This window comes from Arcanobacterium phocisimile (assembly GCF_016904675.1).
Lineage (GTDB): Bacteria > Actinomycetota > Actinomycetes > Actinomycetales > Actinomycetaceae > Arcanobacterium > Arcanobacterium phocisimile.
Genome location: NZ_CP070228.1, coordinates 555,708 through 574,780 on the forward strand (window position 1 = coordinate 555,708; position 19,073 = coordinate 574,780).

Below are 19,073 nucleotides of genomic sequence, written 5' to 3' on the forward strand. Positions count from 1 at the left end.
ACTTTAGGCATCTGCCTGCTGAGCGCGCGCTGCACGCTGAGCGTGGGCGAGTGCCTCCGAGAACAAGCGTCGAGCTGCGGGGGCAACCTCGGTATGTTCTGCAAGCCAAGCTTCGCCACGAGCAACAATATCGATGCCCAAATCATCACGGCCAGTCAAAACCGTCGGGAACGCGTAAGCAATGAAGTTCGAGGCGATCTCAACTGTACGATCAGCCCATTGGGTTGCGATGCTGTCAAAATACCGATCGACGAAGGCCACCAACAGTTCGGGATCGCCATCGGTGAATCCGAGAGCGGCAGAACGCTGGATAGAGTTAGGAACCTCGCCACCAGTGATCTCGATCCATGATGCTTCCTTTGCCTCAGCAGAAGAAATAGCTGCCCGAGCACGCGCCGCATTCGCCGCACCCGAAGCCGTGTTGTCACGCTCGGTGCGCTCTTGCTCGATCGCTGCAGCATCAACCCGGCCGGCAGTAGCCAACCGCGTGAGAATCCCCCAACGGAAGTTAGCGTCAACCGTTAAGCCCTCTGGGACATCCGTGCCTTCAAGCCAGCCAGCAACCGTATCAATCTGTGCGTTCGTGTGAGACAACGATACGCTCGCCAATGCTAACTGGAACTGGCGATCCGTTCCAGCCTCAGCAGCGCGGGCCAACTCAGCAAGTCGCTGGCCAACCTTCTCCCGCAACGCGGCACGCTTAGCTGGAGCAGAGTAGAGCTTGACCGCCGTCGAGAGCTGATTAATCAACGAACGCAAAACCGTACCGTGATCTTCAGTCTCCAACGCCTTCAATACCAACTCAACGTAATCCGAGGCTGGCATCTCACCATCGCGCGTCATATCCCATGCTGAGAACAGCACGAGGGTACGTGGCAGACGATCCGTAAATGCATTGATGTGCTCGATAGCAAACGCCAACGACTCATCATCCATACGAACCTTGGCGTAGGCCAAATCGCCGTCGTTAATCAAAATTAGCTGTGGACGCTCGATACCGGTGAACTCCGAAACAACTGTTTCTTCACCGTCGATATCCAATTCGGTGTGGGCAACTCGTACCAGTTCGCCGGTAGCATTCAATGAATAACCGCCAACGCCAATCCGGTGTGGACGCAACGATGCACGGCCGTCAGAGCCTTGCTCGATTACCATTTCGTCCAACGTCGAACCAGAAACCGATAGACGCGGACGCAAAATGTTAATCCCTGACTCCTGCAGCCAAAGCTTGACCCACTCGGTCAAATCGCGGCCCGAAGCAGCTGAGAGTTCAACCAGCAGATCGTCGAGCGTAGCGTTACCCCACGCCTTCTTCTTTAAATACTTCGAAACACCAGTGAAGAACGCATCGCGACCCACGTAGGCAACCAGCTGCTGGAAGACCGAAGCACCCTTGCCGTAAGTGATGCCGTCGAAATTCACCTGGACATCTTCCAGATCGCGAATATCAGCAGCGATCGGGTGGGTGGACGGCAACTGGTCTTGCATCTGCGCCCACGATTTCTCCGAAGAATTGAAGGTCACCCAGGCGTCAGTCCAGCGGGTAGCCTCTGCGGTTGCCACATGGGAGGTGAACTCGGCGAAGGATTCGTTGAGCCACAGATCATCCCACCACTTCATCGTCACCAGATCGCCAAACCACATGTGGGCCAACTCGTGAACCACCGTGATCGCGCGGCGCTCAACCAGTGCCTCAGTTGGGCGGGAACGGAAGACGTAGTCGTCAAGAATGGTGACACAGCCAGGGTGTTCCATTGCGCCAGCGTTGTATTCGGGAACGAAGATCTGATCGTACTTACGGAATGGGTAGGGAACATCCCATGCGTCTTCAAAGAAGTCCATTGCCTGCTTGGTGATCGTGATGATCTCATCGCCGTCGAGATACTCGGCGAGCGACTTACGGGCGTAGACGCCCATCGGAATCGTCCGGCCGTCTTTGGACTGGTGCGAATCGGTGGTACCTTCGTATGGGCCAGCAATAATACAGGTCAGGTAGGACGAAATGCGCTCAGTTGGGGTGAACTCCCAGGTGGCGAAGCCATCACCGGCGGGGGTTGCCTGCGGGGTTGGCGAGACGGAGAAGACCTTCCAGTGCTCTGGAGCGGTGACGACGAAGGTGAACTCGGCCTTCAAATCTGGCTGCTCAAACACCGTGTACATTCGGCGCGAGTCTGGAACCTCGAACTGGGAGTAGAGGTAGACTTCGTTATCTGCCGGGTCGATTGCGCGGTGGAGGCCTTCGCCGGTGTGGGAGTAGACGCAGGTTGCGTCAACGTAGAGTTCGTTTTCGGCGGTGAGGTTTTCAAGCGTGATCCGTGAATCGGAGTATGCACTGAGTGGAAGCTCAACACCGTTGAGGACAATCTTTTCTACGGACTGGGCGATGAGATCGATAAACGTTGACGCGCCTTCGGTTGCACTGAACTTGGCAGTGGTTTGGGAGCGGAACGTGGTCTCGCCGCGCAGATCGAGTTCGACGCGGTAACTGTGGGTTTTGATTATTTCGGCACGTTGTGTGGCTTCGATGCGCGTAAGGTTTTGTCCTGGCACGGATCGTCCTTTCAGTAGCGGGGTAGCGCCGGCAGGCCAGTGCTTCTCCCAATTGTTTGACAAAAGTCATGAAACAGTTCTAGTTTACGCGCTTAGTTGGGTTCGCGTATAGTTTGTGAAAACGGCAGTGCCGTATCTGCGGTAAAGGTAATTTAGCTAGTAGTGTTATAAAATCTAGAATGTTCGTCAGTTTTGGCCGTATAATCATGTTGGCAGGTGTCTACAATGCAGTAGATACGTTAAAACAATCAGCCATGTGTCCTTAGTAGGGGGAAGATCATCTTATGTCTGAAAACGGTAACAATGTAGAGCTACCGGCAATGTCAGGATACGAGCTACAGGGACGAATAGTGTTCATTATTATCGTGGCGGTCAATGCTTGGTTGTTTATGTTTGGCACGTCCCCGGTAGCATGGCTATCTGTACCGGCTGGAATTATCATGATTGTTTTCGAGATTTTGGTATTTGGTGCTGAATGGTTTGCGTCGAATCGCGAGCGTGTAGTATGGGTGACTATTGCTGGCCGAGTTGCTATTGCGACTTTCGCGTGTGGGGCAATTTTCGCAATGCTCCGTCTGACTGCAATCCCGGGTTTAATACAGTTGTTTACTGACTATTACCTTGAACTTGGCTCTCCGATTTTTCTCGAACTGATAATTGCGGTGATCCAACTCGTTCAAATGTATGCAATGAAGAAGGGCCTGCATGGTAAACCAATTCTTATCGAAGCAGGTAACTGACATTTTCTAATTTTGCCACAAACATATAATCTCGGTATTTCGAGCGGCAGTGTATATACCGCGCTTGCTGTGTCGAATACCGAGATTATACATTTTAGGTAAACGCGGCGTGGGGTGCGGACCGCACCATCTGTTCTATATCCGGATGAATGAAACTGCCGTCGGGGTGTTGCGGTTCTCCGGCAGCCTGCGCGTATGCACGCAAGAACCGAGTCAGCGGAGCCCCGAGTGCAGGGGAGTGCGAGCCAGTGGTGTGGTGTGCCCGTCCGCCGACGCTGTAGAGGAGCATCCCGGGAAGAACGTCACCAGTGATATCCTCACGTGGCATCGCAAACGGAGTATCGATCCGGCGCGCTCCGTTGCGTTCATAGAACCGGATCCGAGCAGCGGGATCGCCGTAGGCGCCCACTTCAGTGTGAATACGTGGGTCCTCAACCTCGATCAGGATGAGGAATGGATCATGCTGGGCAGTAAGGACATCAACAGTTTCGTGCAGCAAGCCAGAACCAGTGCCGTTCCCGCGGCCAGCTTCGCTCACGGCAAGCCACGAAATGAGAACGACATCGGAGGCAGACCCGCTGGATTCGCCTTGCCTGAAATCGAGAAAGCTGATCGACACCCCAGAAGGGGATTGGCCGGCAAAAGCGGCCAATGTAAAAATTTGCCCGTTATCAAACAGCTCCATGAATCCCGAGCTATCCGGCCGTTCAGTGGCGGGAAAGCTCGGGATCAGGATGTGGTCCACAATGTGAGTGAATTCTTCACGGGTGGGAACACGGATAACCATAGTTACCAGATGCGCACGCGATCTTCGGGAGCAAGATAAAGCTCGTCGCCTGGCTTGACGTCAAACGCCTGTGCAAACGCGTCAACGTTCTTTACCACACCGTTGCACCGGAACTCGGATGGCGAGTGTGGATCGGTGGCGACTCGCTGGATCATTAATTCGTCGCGGCGCTTTTCTTGCCAGATGCGAGCATAAGAGAGCAAAACACGTTGGATACCGGTGAAACCAGCCAATACTGGAGCTTCGGTTGCTGAAGCGAAACCAGCGCGGCGGCAAGCGATCTCGTATGCCTTCAAACCGATGGTGATGCCGCCCAAGTCGCCAATGTTTTCACCCAAGGTGAGTTCTCCGTTGACGTGGTGCGGAGAATCGGCATCGAACTGTGCTGGAACATAGGTCGAGTATTGATCAACGAGTGTCTTGGTGCGCTTGTTGAATTCTTCTCGATCGGCGTCAGTCCACCAGTTATTCAACCGGCCGCTCCCATCGTACTTCGAGCCTTGATCGTCAAAACCGTGGCCGATTTCGTGGCCGATCACGGCACCGATACCGCCATAGTTCCAGGCTGGATCGGCGTCAGCGTCAAAGAATGGTGGCTGTAAAATCGCTGCCGGGAAGACGATCTCGTTCATGATCGGGTTGTAGTAAGCATTGACGGTCTGTGGAGTCATGTGCCATTCGTCGCGGTCAACTGGCTTGCCGAGCTTATTGATCTCTTCGTCAAACTCGAATTTGGCGATTGCACGGATGTTTGCTAGCAAATCGTCTGCTGAGATTTCGAGCTCGGAGTAGTCGCGCCACGTGACCGGGTATCCGATCTTCGGAGTGAAGGTTGCGAGTTTCGCCAAAGCGCGCTCGCGGGTTTCGTCAGTCATCCAATCGAGTGTGGAGATTGAATCGTGGTAGGCGGCGAGGAGATCGTCAACGAGCTGTTCCATCTTGGCTTTGTTTTCTGGCGGGAAATGCTTGGAAACATAAACCTTGCCGACTGCTTCGCCGAGGCCGTCGTTGACGAGGACAACTGCTCGCTTCCAGCGGTCACGCTGAGCTTCTTGGCCCGAGAGCATCGTGCCATAGAAAGCGAAGTGGGCGGTGACGATATCTTCTGAGAGGTAGGGTGCACGGGCCAAGATCAGGTGCCAGCGAATGTAGGTCCGAAGGGTATCGACGTCGAACGTTGTCCACACTTCACCAAGACCGGTGAAGGAGCGCGGAGTCATACATAAAATTTCTGGTGCGTTCTCGGCCGTCATGCCCAGCGCGGTCAGCACAGCCTTCATGTCGAATTCGCCGGAAAGCTCAGCAAATTCGTCGTACGACATAACATTGTTGGTTAGTTCGGCGTCGCGGGATTCGACGACGGTGAAGTGATGCGAAGCGATTGCAGTTTCGACGTCGAGAATCTTCGCGGCAGCTTCTTTGGCGTCGACGTCGTTCACGCCGGTTGCCAGCGAGTAAAGAGTGGGGATGAACTGCTTGTAGGCTTCGAGGATTTCCGCATATTCTTCGGAGCGGTAGAAAGCTTCGTCTGGTAGACCAATACCTGACTGGTAGGCCCATGGAATGTATTGATCAGGATTGTTGCGATCAGCGTTGGTTCCGATACCGAATGGTCCGCCCACTCCGGTGGCATAGAAAGTAGCAATAGCCATTTCGAGGCCTTGCTTGGTATGTGCGTTATCGAGGATTTCGTATTCTGGTGCAAGTGGAATTGCGCCGAGTCCGTTGATGACGCTTTCGTTCATGAACGAGTTGTAAAGATCGCCAATTTTTGCGGCATCTGGATCGTTTGAGCCAGCGGCTGCCAGCTCGGTAATGATTGTGCGCACGTCTTCTTCGGCTTGGTTGCGCAGATCCATAAATGAACCGGTGGAGGCTTGATCTGCTGGGATCACCGTTGCATCGATCCAGGTTCCGTTGACGTAGCGGAAGAGATCATCTTGGGGGCGTACCGATGGGTGTAGCTCATCGGAAACCTTTTGCGTTGTGTTATCTATATTCATAAATTAATTCTATCGTAGTTGGCCTACATGCTTTGGTTTATGGGTAGACTGTTAGGTATGCGAGTACATATTGCGGCAGATCATGCCGGTTTTGAATTGAAGGCCCATCTTGTTGATCATCTGCGTGCTGCTGGGCATGAGGTGACTGATCACGGATACGAAACATATGACAAAATGGATGCTTATCCGCCGGTGTGTTTCGCCGCGGGTGAAGCTGTAGTTGCCGATCCGGGTTCGTTGGGAATCGTTATTGGTGGTTCGGGTAACGGTGAGCAGATGGCTGCGAACAAGGTTGCTGGTGTTCGTGCTGCGCTTGTGTGGAACGACGAGGTTGCGTCGTTGGCACGAGAGCATAATAATGCCAACGTTATTTCGATTGGCGCACGCCAGCATTCCATCGAGGAAGCAACGCGCTTCGTCGATATTTTCTTGGCAACTGGCTACGATCCAGAATCTCGCCACCAGTCGCGCATTGACATGATGAGCGATTACGAGAAGTAATTCATTCTCAGCAATAATAAGAACGTAAAACTGCGGTATCTTGACGTGCCTCTAATTTAGGAGGCGGAAAGATACCGCAGTTTCGCTGTGGGGAGGTTGTGGTGCCCCTCCGTGCCTAGATCCAGATAGCTGGATCTATATGTTCCGCGCTTTCGGTTGTGCCATGAGATGGTCGGTTGTTCGCCGGTATTCCCACTGCAGTATTGCCATCTGGCACATCTTTGACGACGACGGCGTTCGCGCCGATTGCTACGTCGTTTCCGATAGTGATGGGGCCGAGTACTTTCGCTCCTGATCCGATCACTACACGATCGCCGATTGTTGGGTGACGTTTGCCTTCGGACATCGACACTCCGCCGAGCGTGGTGCCGTGGAAGATGACGACGTCGTCTCCCACTTCTGCTGTTTCTCCGATGACTACGCCCATGCCGTGGTCGATGAAGAGTCTTCTACCTAATTCGGCTGCCGGGTGGATCTCGATGCCGGTGAAGGTGCGAATCCCTTGTGAAAACACGCGAGCGACTGTTTTCATCCGCTCGTGGGCCCACATGCGGTGAGTTATTCGGTATCCCCATACGGCGTGAACGCCGGGGTAGGAGAGGAAGACTTCCACCAGATTACGAGCTGCGGGATCGTGGTTGATCGCAGCTTGTAGGTCTTCTTTCATTTGGTGAAAAAGTGGCTGGTGATCATGCATCTGCGGTGTCCGTTCAGTCGGTGAGTCCAGCGAAGAGTGGAGTGGAGACGTAGCGTTCGCCAAAATCTGGGATGATGACGACGATTGTTTTACCTGCATTTTCCGGACGTGCGGCTACGTGTGACGCAGCTGCTAGCACCGCGCCGGAGGAGATTCCTACTAGTAGTCCTTCTTCGTGCGCTGCACGCCGTGCGAAGGTGAGTGAATCCTCCGTGGAAACCGGAAGGACTTCATCGTAAAGTTCCGTATCAAGAACTTCTGGAACGAAGTTTGCGCCGATTCCTTGGATGCCGTGTGGCCCAGCATTCCCTTCAGACAGGAGTGGTGATTCGCCGGGTTCCACTGCAACAATTTTGAGATTTGGGTTCTTCTCTTTTAAGAACCGACCAGCGCCAGTAATGGTACCACCGGTACCGATTCCTGCAATGAAGATATCTACCTTGCCATCGAGATCGTTCCAGATTTCTGGACCGGTGGTGGCGTAATGCTTTTCTGGGTTCGCCTTGTTGGCGAACTGGGAAGCTTTGATGGCACCTGGTGTTTCGGCAACGAGTTTCTCGGCTGTTTGGACGGCGCCCCGCATGCCTTCACCTTTTGGAGTCAAAATCAGTTCTGCACCAAAGCCGCGCAGGAGGGCGCGGCGTTCTTTGGACATGGATTCAGGCATTGTGAGGATGACTTTGTAGCCGCGGGCTGCGCCAACCCATGCTAGCGCGATTCCGGTGTTTCCGGAGGTGGCTTCAATAATGGTGCCGCCTGGTTTGAGTTCACCGGAGGCTTCAGCAGTGTCAATAATTGCGACGCCGACGCGGTCTTTGACGGAGTTTGCTGGGTTGTAAAATTCTAGTTTTGCAGCCACTGTGGCGTTGTCGCCGGCAAGCCGATTGATTCGTACGAGTGGGGTGTTCCCAACGAGTTCAGTTGCGTTGTTGTAGAGCATGATGCGGTCCTATCACATTGATTTTTATATCGTTCAACACTGAGCGTCAAGCATGCGCAAGGTGCGCACGGCTAAAGCCTGACGCTCTTGAGACAGGTACAGCAACGGGCGGTGGAGGTAAAGACGACAGTGTTCATCGTGTTAACCTTTCCGCACATCAGACTATTGTTGAAAAATAAACATCTTCATTCTACGTCGAAAGCTATCCCGGGCGCAATTTTGTGGTCGATGTTCACGCTCAGCGTTACGTACATGTTTCGACGGGCATAGGTTTCACGTTGTTATGGCGTGAACGGCGTAGTAGGGATATCTAAAACAATGTTCCCATCGGGTTGTGCGGTGCGGGCACCTTTCGTCATTTCGGAGACAAAGACGTCGAACGAGTCGAGGTCGTCAACTGCCACGCGAAACGTCACTCCGGAACTCTCGTAAACTGTATCGACGACGTCGTAGCCCCGCATACGCGCATCGGCGTCGAACTTTCCGGCAAACGAATGGGGGAGTGTGAGTCGGCGCACCTGTCGAGAAACCGGCGCAACGAGTGGGGTACCGAGTAAAGCGGTGCGTACTGAATCGGAGTAGGCGCGTACGAGTCCGCCGGTGCCAAGGAGCGTACCGCCGAAATAGCGTACGACGACGGCGGCAATATCGGTGAGATTTCCGCCCAACAACACGTCGAGCATGGGCCGGCCAGCAGTGCCTGAGGGTTCGCCGTCGTCTGAAGAATGGTTGAGCGGTTGCGCGCCGGGCACAGAGATGACGTAGGCACTGCAATGGTGGCGAGCATCTGGGAATTCGTTCCGGGCATCGCTGAGGAGGTCTCGTGCCGCTTGTGCTGATTCGACACGACGAATGAGGGTGATAAAGCGCGAACGTTTAATTTCTAATTCGGAGCGCAATTGGGTGCCGGCAGGTAAACGCAGTAAAGTAGTCATCGACAACAAGTGTACCAAGTGCGTGCCAGTGGTTCTGCGCACAAAACGTCTCGGTCGCGTGATGAATATTGCTGCGACGTGCTAAAGTAATTGCTTGTCTGCTTGGAAAACCAAGCTACTTGGTGAAAGCCAAGCACATAGATCGTATATGAAAGGAGCGGTTGGACTCATGGCAGTACCTAAGCGCAAGATGTCCCGTAGCAACACCCGCTCTCGCCGCTCCCAGTGGAAGGCTGAGCTCACAGAGCTTCAGACCGTTAAGTCTCTTGGTGGCCGCGAGGTTCGTATTCCGCGCCGTTTGGCAAAGGCTGCACAAAAGGGCTTGCTTGACTAATTTAAGCTAATAAAAATGACTCCAGTTCACGAACTGGAGTCATTTTTATATGCTGTGGTAGATAGCTTCATAGCGTAGAATAAGTGTCGATAATCGTTATGTTTGACGGGTGAGGAAAAGAAGTGTCTCGAAAGTATCTGAGCGTGATTCTTGCAGTAGGTCTTTTAGTTAGTGGTTGTAGCCAAGGTGATACTGCAGAAGAATCAGCTCAGCAATCTGACCAATCGTCAATCGAGGCGACGCAAGATCCGTCCGGGGCTGAGACGTTGCCAACTGAACCGGAAACCTCGCTTTCTGATGTGACGTTGCGACGAGCGATAAAAGAAACGGATCTTGTTGATCGAGCGGAAGGTGCGGAACTAATCAGTGAATCTCCGACGTTGAGAATTCAGCTACCGGCGAGGTTCACCCGCCAAAGTTCGACGAGCTCCGGTCATATCGGAATATGGCAAGATGGCGAGAACGGTAACAAAGTCGTTTTGAGTATCGCCGGAATTGCAGGGATTGCGTCCGATGCAGATAAATACGCGGAATACTTGTCACAGGCGGTTGCGCCGTCTGGGCGTACCATAGAGTATTTCGACACAGTCTTCTTCGGAGAGATCTCTGCCTACCAATTCTCGGTGACCGGTGGTGCTCAATCAGCAGAAATCTATGCTTTCGAACTCGATGGTATTGCATACGAATTAACAGTGAATGCGCTAGATGATGCAGCCTTGGATGAATTGCGACCACATATCCTTCAAACTTTTGGCTTGTCGAAAGCGGCGGAGAGTAGTGCAGATAACCAAGTCGATACGGCCGAATAATGTTCGAGCTTATATCTGGTCCGCGTCGAATTGCGATCCCGCATGACGACGGCGAAGTCCGTATCCCCGCGTTGGGCGTGCGTGACGGGCAAGTAGTGTGTTTTTATGATGTGCGGCCCGCGCCCGCCGGCGGAAATGGTCGTGCGTTTACCGGCGAAGTGATGGCGTCAGATCTACCCAACCCTAACTATTTAGCCTACGTTGTACTTGGTTGCGAACTGACGCCGGAGCGCTTTGTACAAACCCCAGCCATTTCTTCCGATGCTGCGGTAGCTTCCAATGAAGAACAAATCACGGTTGCATACAGTTCAGTCGACGGCGAGGTGAGCTATATGTCCTCCACGTTTGCTGGCTCCCACCTTGTTCCCTGGATCGGTTTTGCGCGCACCGACGAAGAGTTCACTCATCGCCGATTAGACGTTTTGTATGACGAGACTCAAGCTGATGGATTATTTGCTACCTCTGGTTCAACAATTATGTTTGGCGAACACGCTTTAGTTCCTTACGTTGTGCGCCGCGGAGATCAAGCACATGTGCGCGTGGTGCATATCCGCAACGGAGAGTATGTGCGGATGTCGGCGCCGATTGCGTCACCGAACATCCAGATTGACGAAACCTCGCTTGCACTAGACGACAACAATCGCATCATTCTTAATGCGCGAGTCCAAGGTTTCGAAGGGCGCGGGGCTGGCGGCCGACTAGTTGCAGTCAGTACTGACGGGCTGGAGTTCTCCCCACTGGAATATCGCGGAATGTCAGATCCGGGATGCAATGCCAAAGCTCTCGGAAATCTTCTGATACATCCGCATTCGTTGACGGCACGTGAAGCCGGTGCCATCGTCGATATGACCAGCGGGGAAGTTGTCTACCGGTTTGACGACGGCGAATTCGGATACAGCGACGCGATCTGGCACGATAACCAGCTGATCGTCGTCGCCGAACGCAATAACGAACTGTGGCAGTGGACGTTAACGCTGTCGCGTAGCGTATAACCAGCCAGTAATAACCCCGCGTCGTGGCGCAAAAAGCCAAACGATAACAAAGATCGCCGTCAAAATAAGGACGATTGTGGCCCCGGTTGGTACATCCCACGCCCAAGAAGTCCAGATGCCTAAGAATGCCCCGAGAGATCCGATAGCCGGGGAAATAAGCATCATGGTGGCCACGCGATCGGTGAGCATACGCGCTGCGGCGGCAGGGGTAATTAAGAGTGCCAGCACAAGAATATTGCCAATGGTTTGAACCGAAATAACAACCGCGGCGGCCACAGCAAGATAGACAACAAGATCGGCGCTGAGAGGTGAGATTCCGAGGCTCGTTGCATAGTCACGATCGACGCTGACAGCTACGAGCTTCCGATGATAGAACGCTAGAACAGCGATAATGAGGAAGCCTAGTCCAGCAACGGCGAGCATATCGGAATCGGTGGAACCGTTGAGCGATCCGAATAAGAAAGATTCGAGCGAACCGGTGTAGCCGGGGATGCGTGACATGATCACCAAGCCAAGTGCGAAAGCGGCAGCGAAAAAGACGCCGATAATAGAGTCCTCTTTGAGCCGGCGATGCTGGGAGAATAAGGTGATGAGTAACGTGACGAGCACGCCAGCGATAGCGCCGCCGAGCAAAATAGAACCCTGAAGCGCGAAGGCTGCTGCAACGCCAGGAAAGACCGCGTGTGCCAGCGCATCACCCACGAACGACATGCCGCGTAAGATGACGTGAGTTCCAGCAACCCCACACACGATAGCGGCGAGGATGGCCACCACGAGGGCGCGTGGCAGAAAGCTTAATGCTGGGTTCGTCAGGTCGTTGAGGAAATCAATGAGGTTCATGCAAGTCCCAAACTTTTCAGTAGTGAAGAATCGGCGCGGACACTATAGGTATCCATCCATAGTTGCGGGTCGCGCAATTCAGCCGGCGAGCCGAAGGCGCGCATAGTGCGTTTGAGCATCAAGAGATGACTACACATATCTACAGCGGCTGGTAGGTCGTGGGTGGACATAATGATGCCGACGCCTTGTTGTGCTAGTGAGGTAAACAGATCGGTGAGCGAATCCTGGTTGGGATGATCGAGTCCAGTAAACGGTTCGTCGAGTAGCAGAAGCGAGGGCTGTGTTACCAAAGCTCGCGCCACTAAAAGGCGTTGCTTTTGGCCGCCAGAAAGTTCAACGAGCGCTCGCTCCGAATAGTCAGCTAGCCCAACGGTTTCCAGTGCGTGATAGACGGCTTCCCATTCGTTTCGGCCAAGTCGCGAAAACCAGGGACGTTGCGGAATAAACGATGTGGCAACGAGCTGTTCGAGAGACATCGGATAGTCCCATTCAATCTGCCGGGACTGGGGGACGTAACCCAGTTTGGCATGGCGCTCAATCGAGCCGCTCGACGTCGGCAACAACCCGTTAATTGCCCGCATAAGCGTAGTTTTGCCGGCACCATTGGGGCCGATCAAGCCAATAAGCTGACCAGGCTCGACATGGAAACTGACGTTGTTGAGCACGTCGCGTCCGCCAAGGCGTACGCTGACGTTATCGACGTTGAGGAGTTGGGGGTTGCTCACTTCCCACCCCGTGCTTCCTTCTTTGTGGCTGCTTCGCGACGCTTGAGGACCACGAACGCTACAAGTGCAAGCACAATAACGCCGATGCCTGCGCCAGCAACCAGCGGCAGGGCGGACGAGGAGGACTTTTCTGGCTTCGTTGCTGAGGTATCGGAAGCAGGTTGCTCTGGTGTTGTGTTGGCTGTTTCCTCGGCGGCTTGAGCATTGACTTTGGCGGCGCTGTCATAGGCAGTGGAAGCGTCCGTATCGGTGCCGACTGCAAAGGTTAAAACTTGGGTATCAGAAACTGTGGTGCCGTCGTTGAGTGTTGCTGCTGCTGTGAGCGTGACGTGGTGGATTCCTGGTTCGGTGAAGACCCAGTTCGCGTGAGTATGAGAATGAAGTTCGACGTCGATCGGTTGGCGTTCATTCTTATCGGAGCTCCACAGTACTTGGGGTGCTCCAAAGTTACCAGCTTGGACGAAGACGGTGAATTGGCCAGGGCCTTCGTGACCGCCATAGGTGAGTGTGACGGTGCCGTTGACGCTGTCAGTAACTGCGGGGTCTTGAGTGTTCCACCCGAGCCACACGACGCCGGGGATTTCTTGCTGGGGAACAACCCAGACTTTGCGGTCGTCGTCGTTGATAAATGAATAGGTGGCGTCTTCAGGAACTTCTAGGATGCCCTCGTCTGGGACGCGATAGATCATGTCGCTCACGTGACGCCACACGGGGGTGGTTTCGGTGTCGTCGCGTGCCATGAGGCTCCACTGGTTATCGATGAGCTTCGGTCCAAGATCGATATGTCCGGCAGAACGCTCGACGCGTTCGCCGTCGGTTGCGATCTGTTCGTTGGCATCCACATGCTGGGTGAGCGCGGGATCGGATTCGGTCGAATCCGGGGCGGTGGTTGCCGATGCTGGCACGGTGAGTGCGCTGAGCATAACTGCACAGGTGGCGGTGGCGGTCAAGAAGCGTCGTTTCATTGTTCTACCTTTGGGATCTCGAGGTCTGCAGGCCAAGGCGGGAGCGCGCCGGGATTCAGACAAGTGGATACAGTTGTGGTCAAGTTCGTCATTAAATCGATGTAGGTTTGGTCTTGTTGTAAGACATCGCCGGTGATTGTGCAGATATCGATATTGTTGGCTTGGGCAACGTTGGTTAGTGCGGGAGATTGCCCAGCTCCGCCGAGTTCGCCGAAAACGGCCGGGATATGTAATGCTGCGAGAGTTGCTGAAAGGTTAGCCAGGTCGCGGGTGGACGGTTCGAGACTCGGGTTGGGGGAGACGTATCCTGCCACGTCGAGTCCGTAACCTTTAGCGAAATATCCGTAACCATCATGGCTGGTCACTAGCCGTCGATTGTTGGGCGGAATAGCAGCTAGGGTCAGTCGCATCCAGCGGTCTAGTTTGGCAAGTTTAGCCTTATATTGTGCCGCATTGGCATGGTAGGCATCTTTACCTTGCGGATCGTATGTTGCCAGGGCCTCGGTGATAACGTCGACGTAGGCGATGGTGTTGCGTACATCGAGCCACATGTGCGGATCGATTTCGCCGTGGACGTGTTTTCCGATCACCGCTTGGGCTAAAATCCACACCCGGTCTCCTGGTTTTCCAATAAACCGCCAGTTGCCTTCGGCTGGGATTTCGGTTGCTGTGGAGTGTGGGACTGCGATGACGGTTGTGGTCGGATCGACGTCGTAGGCGCTCGCGTTGGTGTCTTCACCACGCAACGTCATATTTCCGGAAAGTGAGGCAGTAATATCGACGTGACCGGAATCAATGATACGCGTAACTGCCGTTGGGGAGGCCGGTTCGACGTCGGTCGGATCGACTCCGACGGCGAAGGTAAGTGTGGTGCTTCCCAGTTCGGTTGTCGTTTCTTGCGAATGCAGAGTTGCATTCAACGTGAGGTGATAGACCCCGGGTTGGCTAAATGCCCACGACATGTGAGTGTGGGCGTTAGTGGGGAGTGCGAGGGTATCGGCGTCGGAAATGCCGTCGGAGGAGGCGAGCCAGGCATTGGCTTGTCCGAAAGTGCCGGTGGTGAACGCCGCAATATCGCCCGGTCCGTCAGCTTGGGTAGCGGTGAAGGTGACGGAGTCTTGGGTGCCGCCCGAACCGTCGACGCGCAGTCCCAACCAGGCGGTTGAGAGGGCGAGGTCTTCAACGAGTGGGATGTGGTAGGCGCCAAAGGCGATGGATTCGTCGCCCAAGGCGACGATGCGCGCATTTTGTGGAAGGTTGGCGTGGAGCGAATCCATCAGAGCCGCGTCTTCGAGTAAGAGCTGATTTGTGATTGCTAAATCTGCGTAGGCGATGGAACGGATAGTGGAGAAGGTGGCTTCATAAGTGTGTGGATCTCGTCCAGGTGGTACGAGTGCGGATACTGTGAGGCGATCTCCGGCGATGTTGCGGGTGATATCGGCAAGGAATGGGGTTGAAGCAACTACTTGATGCTCATCGAGGTGGGAGGTTGTGCCAGAGCAGCCGCTGAGGCAGATAGCGGCAGCTAGTAAGATTGCACGCAGTCGCTTCACGAGACCCCTCTCAGATAATAATCATTCTCAATATATATAAGATTAATTATCAAACCGAGTTTTCTCAAAACGATGCGTGTGCAAATGGTTATATAAGTTGCGATTTAAGAACCTCTATACATTTTGGAATCACATTGGGGAGAGCGCGTGCAGTTCGATTGAATAGCTGGTTGACCTCACCAAAGGCGCTCCCTAGGGGACGCCATGCGATATTGCTGACCTTGAATTGACAAAAGATAGAGGCAAATAGAGGGCACAAAAATGTCTCATTTTCAGTTTTCCCTTGCTTTAATTGGGGATAACAGAAAATAGGACTAGAGTACTCTTTGTTTCAACCAGAAATACGTTTAGACTTGCATCGCACGACGTTGAGATCTGTATGTCGTAAAGATATGCGAGTTAACGCCGTCGTGACTTTCATGTCAGTTTAAGATTAGTTTGGAGGACACAGATGTCTGCTCCGGCCGCTCCGGTTTATACCCCGGAAGAAGAAAAATACATTCTCAGAAATAAAGATGGTGTACCAGTGGGGGTAAAACCCCACCAAAAATGGACGCCCGCCAAAATAGCTTTATGGATAGCAATCTCCATCCTCGGAGCACTCGGATGGACCATGCTCGCCATTGTCCGTGGTGAAGAAGTCAATTCTATTTGGTTCGTTATCACTGCACTGTGCACGTACGCCATCGGATATCGCTTCTACGCGCTCTATATTCAGCGCAAGATTATGATTCCGGATGATACCAACGCAACCCCAGCAGAGCGTATCAATAACGGTCGAGATTTCGATCCCACTAACCGAGTGGTTCTCTACGGACACCACTTCGCGGCAATCGCTGGTGCTGGTCCACTCGTCGGCCCAGTCCTCGCTGCTCAGATGGGATACTTACCTGGAACCCTATGGATTATTTTTGGCGTACTCATCGCCGGCGCAGTCCAAGACATGCTCGTCCTATTCTTCTCCATGCGCCGTGGGGGACGCTCCCTCGGCAAGATGGCACAAGATGAAATCGGCAAAATTGGTGGAGCCGTAGCAACCGTCATCGTTTTGGTGATGCTCATGATCGTGCTCGCAGTTCTTGCGATGGTCTGTGTCAACGCACTCGCGGAATCGCCATGGGGTGTGTTCTCCGTTGGGATGACGATCCCACTGGCTATTGCGATGGGATTGTGGCTACGGTTTGTGCAGCCAGGCAAGATCACTCAGGTGTCTATTGCAGGTTGCCTAGGATTGATCCTGTGCATTATTGGTGGACGTTACGTTGCTGAATCCCCACTAGGTGAATACTTACACTTAAGTCCAACTACGTTAGTTATCGCGATGGTTGTCTACGGCTTCTTCGCCGCAGTTCTTCCGGTATGGATGCTCCTTACTCCGCGTGACTACCTCTCGACCTTCATGAAGGTCGGAACTATTGCGATCTTGGCGTTGGGTATCGTCGTCGTGCGTCCAATTCTTGAAATGCCAGCCGTAACCGAATTTGCAACAAACACTGACGGTCCAGTATTCGCCGGTGAACTCTTCCCATTCCTCTTCATTACGATCGCATGTGGTGCACTATCTGGTATGCACGCCACGGTTTCTTCTGGAACCACCCCAAAGATGGTGCAAAAAGAATCCCAAGTGCGCATGATCGGATACGGCGGCATGCTGATGGAGTCCTTCGTTGCAATCATGGCACTTGCTGCTGCGGCATCGCTTAACCAAGGTATCTACTTTGGAATGAACACCTCGGCAGGCACCGTAGATAAGCTCGCTGGCACAGCGATCGTCCAACAGTATGACGGCGATCGAGAAGAAATTACCTCTGTGGCAGTTGGAAACTTGGGTGTGACTAATGTTTACGGTGGTCAAGTCGTTCCTCAGTGGGAAACTGAAGATGCTAACGGAAACGAAGTAGTGGTCACCGGTGCTGAAGCCTTCAAAGCTGTTGCGAAGGATGTAGGCGAACCATCAGTCGTATCGCGTACCGGCGGTGCGCCAACCCTAGCTGTGTCGATGGCACATATTTTGCACCAAGTTGGTGGTGGCAAAGGCATGATGGGATTCTGGTATCACTTCGCAATCATGTTCGAAGCTCTCTTCATTCTTTCGGCGGTCGATGCAGTGACCCGTGTGGCTCGTTTCCAAGTTTCTGAAGCTCTTGGCTCAGTCATTCCGAAGTTCAAAGATCCAAACTGGAACGTAGGCGCCTGGTTCGCAACCGGACTCGTTGTCGCTGCTTGGGGATCGTTGCTTCTCATGGGCGTAACAGATCCACGTGGTGGTATTCAAACGCTCTTCCCGCTGTTTGGTATTGCCAACCAGCTCATCGCTGCCATCGCACTGCTGCTGTGTACCGTAGTAGTGGCACGGAAGGGCTACATCAAGTACTTGTGGATTCCGCTTATTCCATTCGCATTTGATGTTGCAGTAACCTTTACCGCCTCGTACCAGAAGATTTTCTCCACCGATGCCAAGATTGGCTACTTCCAACAGTGGCGTAACGCGGTGGCAAAAGCTGAAACGCTCACCGATCCAATGGCAATTGAAGACAACGCGGCGGTTATTCGTAACACCTTTATTCAAGGAACACTGTCCATCATCTTTGTTGTTGCGGTTGCCTTCGTAATCGTTATGGCTGCAGTTCGGATTGTTTCGACGATCAAGTCGGGGCACTACACTCATAGTGAAGACCCGTACCAGGAGTCGAACTTCTTCGCGCCAGTTAACCTCGTTGCGACGCCACTAGAAAAGAAGCTGGTCGTCGAATATGAGCAGGTTGGCGATCCGAATCTTATTCCGGGGGTCAAACCGCGTTCTCACTGATCGCATTTTGGCGGTTGAGTCACTTGCTAGCATGGCAAAGAAGTGGTCGTTAGAAGAAAGAAGATAAACATGTCAGAGCTTTCGCAAAAATTATGGGATCGATACGAACATGTGAGATACCTGTGGCGGGCTATGACTGGTGAGGGAGCCTATGACGTATACGTCGAGCGGCATCACCGAGAACATCCCGACCATGAACCGATGAGCGAGCGCGAATTTTGGCGTATGCGTGCTGACGAAGCCGAGCAGAACTTTCAAGCTCGTTGCTGCTAGCGATGTGTGACAATGGCGGGCGCGAAGATCAGATTCGATCTTCGCGCCCGCCATTGTCTAAAGCGGTGTGAATGCGCTAGTTTACGTTCGCAGGGTCCGAGGCTACTCGGCCCGCCCTGCCTTGGTCGAGAGCATCGATTGCCGCAATATCTTCAGCACTAAGAGTTACATCAACACTTGCAAGATTTTCTGCCATGCGCTGCGGAGATGAACTCTTCGGGAAGACGATATGTCCCCGAGCGATATGCCATGCGAGAACTATTTGTGCCCAACTTGCACCGTGACGCTGAGCGATGTCACCGATAACCCCGCTTTGATAGTCAACTTTTCCTTGACCGAGCGGCCCCCACGCTTCGAGTAGGATCTGGTGGACATCTGCTAATTCCTTCGTTGGCTTTTGCTGGAATTGTGGATGGAGCTCGATCTGATTAACCGCTGGAATAAGACCAGTGGCAATGATGTCTGGCAGATAACGGTGATCAAAATTTGAGACGCCAATAGAGCGCGTGAGGCCTTCAGCTCGAAGTTCACCGAAGGTCTCCCACGTAGGAGCGATAGATTCTTTTTCTGGGGTTGGCCAGTGAATAAGATACAGATCAACATAGTTAAGGCCGAGTTTT

Annotated in this window: 18 protein-coding genes; 7 read left to right on the plus strand and 11 right to left on the minus strand. The window is 53.3% G+C overall.

From position 1 onward, the window contains the following. Positions 1 to 3 precede the first annotated feature (3 nt). On the minus strand, positions 4 to 2,550 hold the full coding sequence (gene pepN / locus JTE88_RS02370; protein WP_204425141.1) for an aminopeptidase N: 2,547 nt from the start codon (positions 2,548 to 2,550) through the stop codon (positions 4 to 6). 284 nt (positions 2,551 to 2,834) lie between these two features. On the opposite strand from pepN, the gene JTE88_RS02375 reads away from it, so the two are divergent. Next, entirely contained in the window at positions 2,835 to 3,290 is a 456-nt protein-coding gene (locus JTE88_RS02375; RefSeq protein ID WP_204425143.1) for a hypothetical protein, read from the plus strand. 94 nt (positions 3,291 to 3,384) lie between these two features. On the opposite strand, the gene JTE88_RS02380 is transcribed toward JTE88_RS02375, so the two are convergent. Both JTE88_RS02380 and JTE88_RS02385 read right to left on the minus strand, forming a co-directional pair. Continuing rightward, a complete protein-coding gene (locus JTE88_RS02380; RefSeq protein WP_204425145.1) occupies positions 3,385 to 4,077 on the minus strand; it encodes an N-acetyltransferase in 693 nt (230 codons plus the stop codon). 2 nt (positions 4,078 to 4,079) lie between these two features. Next, positions 4,080 to 6,080, minus strand: a complete 2,001-nt coding sequence (locus JTE88_RS02385) for a M13 family metallopeptidase (protein ID WP_204425147.1) — start codon at positions 6,078 to 6,080, stop codon at positions 4,080 to 4,082. Positions 6,081 to 6,137: 57 nt separating this feature from the next. Here JTE88_RS02385 and JTE88_RS02390 point away from each other — a divergent pair, with 57 nt between their 5' ends. Further along, positions 6,138 to 6,581, plus strand: a complete 444-nt coding sequence (locus JTE88_RS02390; RefSeq protein WP_204425149.1) for a ribose-5-phosphate isomerase — start codon at positions 6,138 to 6,140, stop codon at positions 6,579 to 6,581. A 115-nt stretch (positions 6,582 to 6,696) separates the two neighbouring features. Here the strand turns inward: JTE88_RS02390 and epsC are convergent, their stop codons facing one another. From epsC to JTE88_RS02405, 3 genes are all read right to left on the minus strand, one after another. Continuing rightward, positions 6,697 to 7,278 carry a serine O-acetyltransferase EpsC gene (epsC, locus tag JTE88_RS02395; RefSeq protein WP_204425151.1) on the minus strand — a complete coding sequence of 194 codons (582 nt, stop codon included), beginning with the start codon at positions 7,276 to 7,278 and terminating at the stop codon, positions 6,697 to 6,699. 13 nt (positions 7,279 to 7,291) lie between these two features. Next, positions 7,292 to 8,218 carry a cysteine synthase A gene (gene cysK / locus JTE88_RS02400; RefSeq protein ID WP_275586618.1) on the minus strand — a complete coding sequence of 309 codons (927 nt, stop codon included), beginning with the start codon at positions 8,216 to 8,218 and terminating at the stop codon, positions 7,292 to 7,294. A gap of 281 nt (positions 8,219 to 8,499) precedes the next feature. Next, on the minus strand, positions 8,500 to 9,153 hold the full coding sequence (locus JTE88_RS02405) for an IMPACT family protein (RefSeq protein WP_204425153.1): 654 nt from the start codon (positions 9,151 to 9,153) through the stop codon (positions 8,500 to 8,502). 169 nt (positions 9,154 to 9,322) lie between these two features. Between JTE88_RS02405 and rpmF the strand changes: the two genes are divergently transcribed. The 3 genes from rpmF (at position 9,323) to JTE88_RS02420 (ending at position 11,288) form a co-directional block, all read left to right on the plus strand. Further along, entirely contained in the window at positions 9,323 to 9,487 is a 165-nt protein-coding gene (gene rpmF / locus JTE88_RS02410; RefSeq protein ID WP_013169725.1) for a 50S ribosomal protein L32, read from the plus strand. A 122-nt stretch (positions 9,488 to 9,609) separates the two neighbouring features. Then, entirely contained in the window at positions 9,610 to 10,296 is a 687-nt protein-coding gene (locus tag JTE88_RS02415) for a hypothetical protein (protein ID WP_204425155.1), read from the plus strand. Beyond that, a complete protein-coding gene (locus tag JTE88_RS02420; RefSeq protein ID WP_204425157.1) occupies positions 10,296 to 11,288 on the plus strand; it encodes a sialidase family protein in 993 nt (330 codons plus the stop codon). The genes JTE88_RS02415 and JTE88_RS02420 overlap by 1 nt, the downstream gene beginning before the upstream one ends. Here the strand turns inward: JTE88_RS02420 and JTE88_RS02425 are convergent. From JTE88_RS02425 to JTE88_RS02440, 4 genes are read right to left on the minus strand one after another with little or no spacing between them, the layout of a single operon-like run. Next, the gene (locus tag JTE88_RS02425) at positions 11,265 to 12,128 is read right to left on the minus strand and encodes an anchored repeat-type ABC transporter permease subunit (protein ID WP_204425158.1); all 864 of its coding nucleotides are present in this window, start codon (positions 12,126 to 12,128) and stop codon (positions 11,265 to 11,267) included. The two genes, JTE88_RS02420 and JTE88_RS02425, sit on opposite strands and share 24 nt — an antisense overlap. Continuing rightward, positions 12,125 to 12,853 (minus strand): metal ABC transporter ATP-binding protein, encoded by a 729-nt coding sequence (locus JTE88_RS02430; RefSeq protein WP_204425159.1) that lies wholly within the window; start codon positions 12,851 to 12,853, stop codon positions 12,125 to 12,127. The genes JTE88_RS02425 and JTE88_RS02430 overlap by 4 nt, the downstream gene beginning before the upstream one ends. After that, entirely contained in the window at positions 12,850 to 13,818 is a 969-nt protein-coding gene (locus JTE88_RS02435) for a choice-of-anchor M domain-containing protein (RefSeq protein WP_204425160.1), read from the minus strand. The genes JTE88_RS02430 and JTE88_RS02435 overlap by 4 nt, the downstream gene beginning before the upstream one ends. Continuing rightward, positions 13,815 to 15,371 (minus strand): anchored repeat ABC transporter, substrate-binding protein, encoded by a 1,557-nt coding sequence (locus tag JTE88_RS02440; RefSeq protein ID WP_239519543.1) that lies wholly within the window; start codon positions 15,369 to 15,371, stop codon positions 13,815 to 13,817. Before JTE88_RS02440 ends, JTE88_RS02435 begins: the two co-directional genes overlap by 4 nt. A 451-nt stretch (positions 15,372 to 15,822) precedes the next feature. On the opposite strand from JTE88_RS02440, the gene JTE88_RS02445 reads away from it, so the two are divergent. Then, the gene (locus JTE88_RS02445; protein WP_204425161.1) at positions 15,823 to 18,180 is read left to right on the plus strand and encodes a carbon starvation CstA family protein; all 2,358 of its coding nucleotides are present in this window, start codon (positions 15,823 to 15,825) and stop codon (positions 18,178 to 18,180) included. Between the two features lie 69 nt (positions 18,181 to 18,249). Beyond that, entirely contained in the window at positions 18,250 to 18,453 is a 204-nt protein-coding gene (locus JTE88_RS02450) for a YbdD/YjiX family protein (RefSeq protein WP_204425162.1), read from the plus strand. 76 nt (positions 18,454 to 18,529) lie between these two features. On the opposite strand, the gene JTE88_RS09130 is transcribed toward JTE88_RS02450, so the two are convergent. Further along, positions 18,530 to 19,048 (minus strand): aldo/keto reductase, encoded by a 519-nt coding sequence (locus JTE88_RS09130; RefSeq protein WP_338021086.1) that lies wholly within the window; start codon positions 19,046 to 19,048, stop codon positions 18,530 to 18,532. Between the last annotated feature and the right edge of the window lie 25 nt (positions 19,049 to 19,073).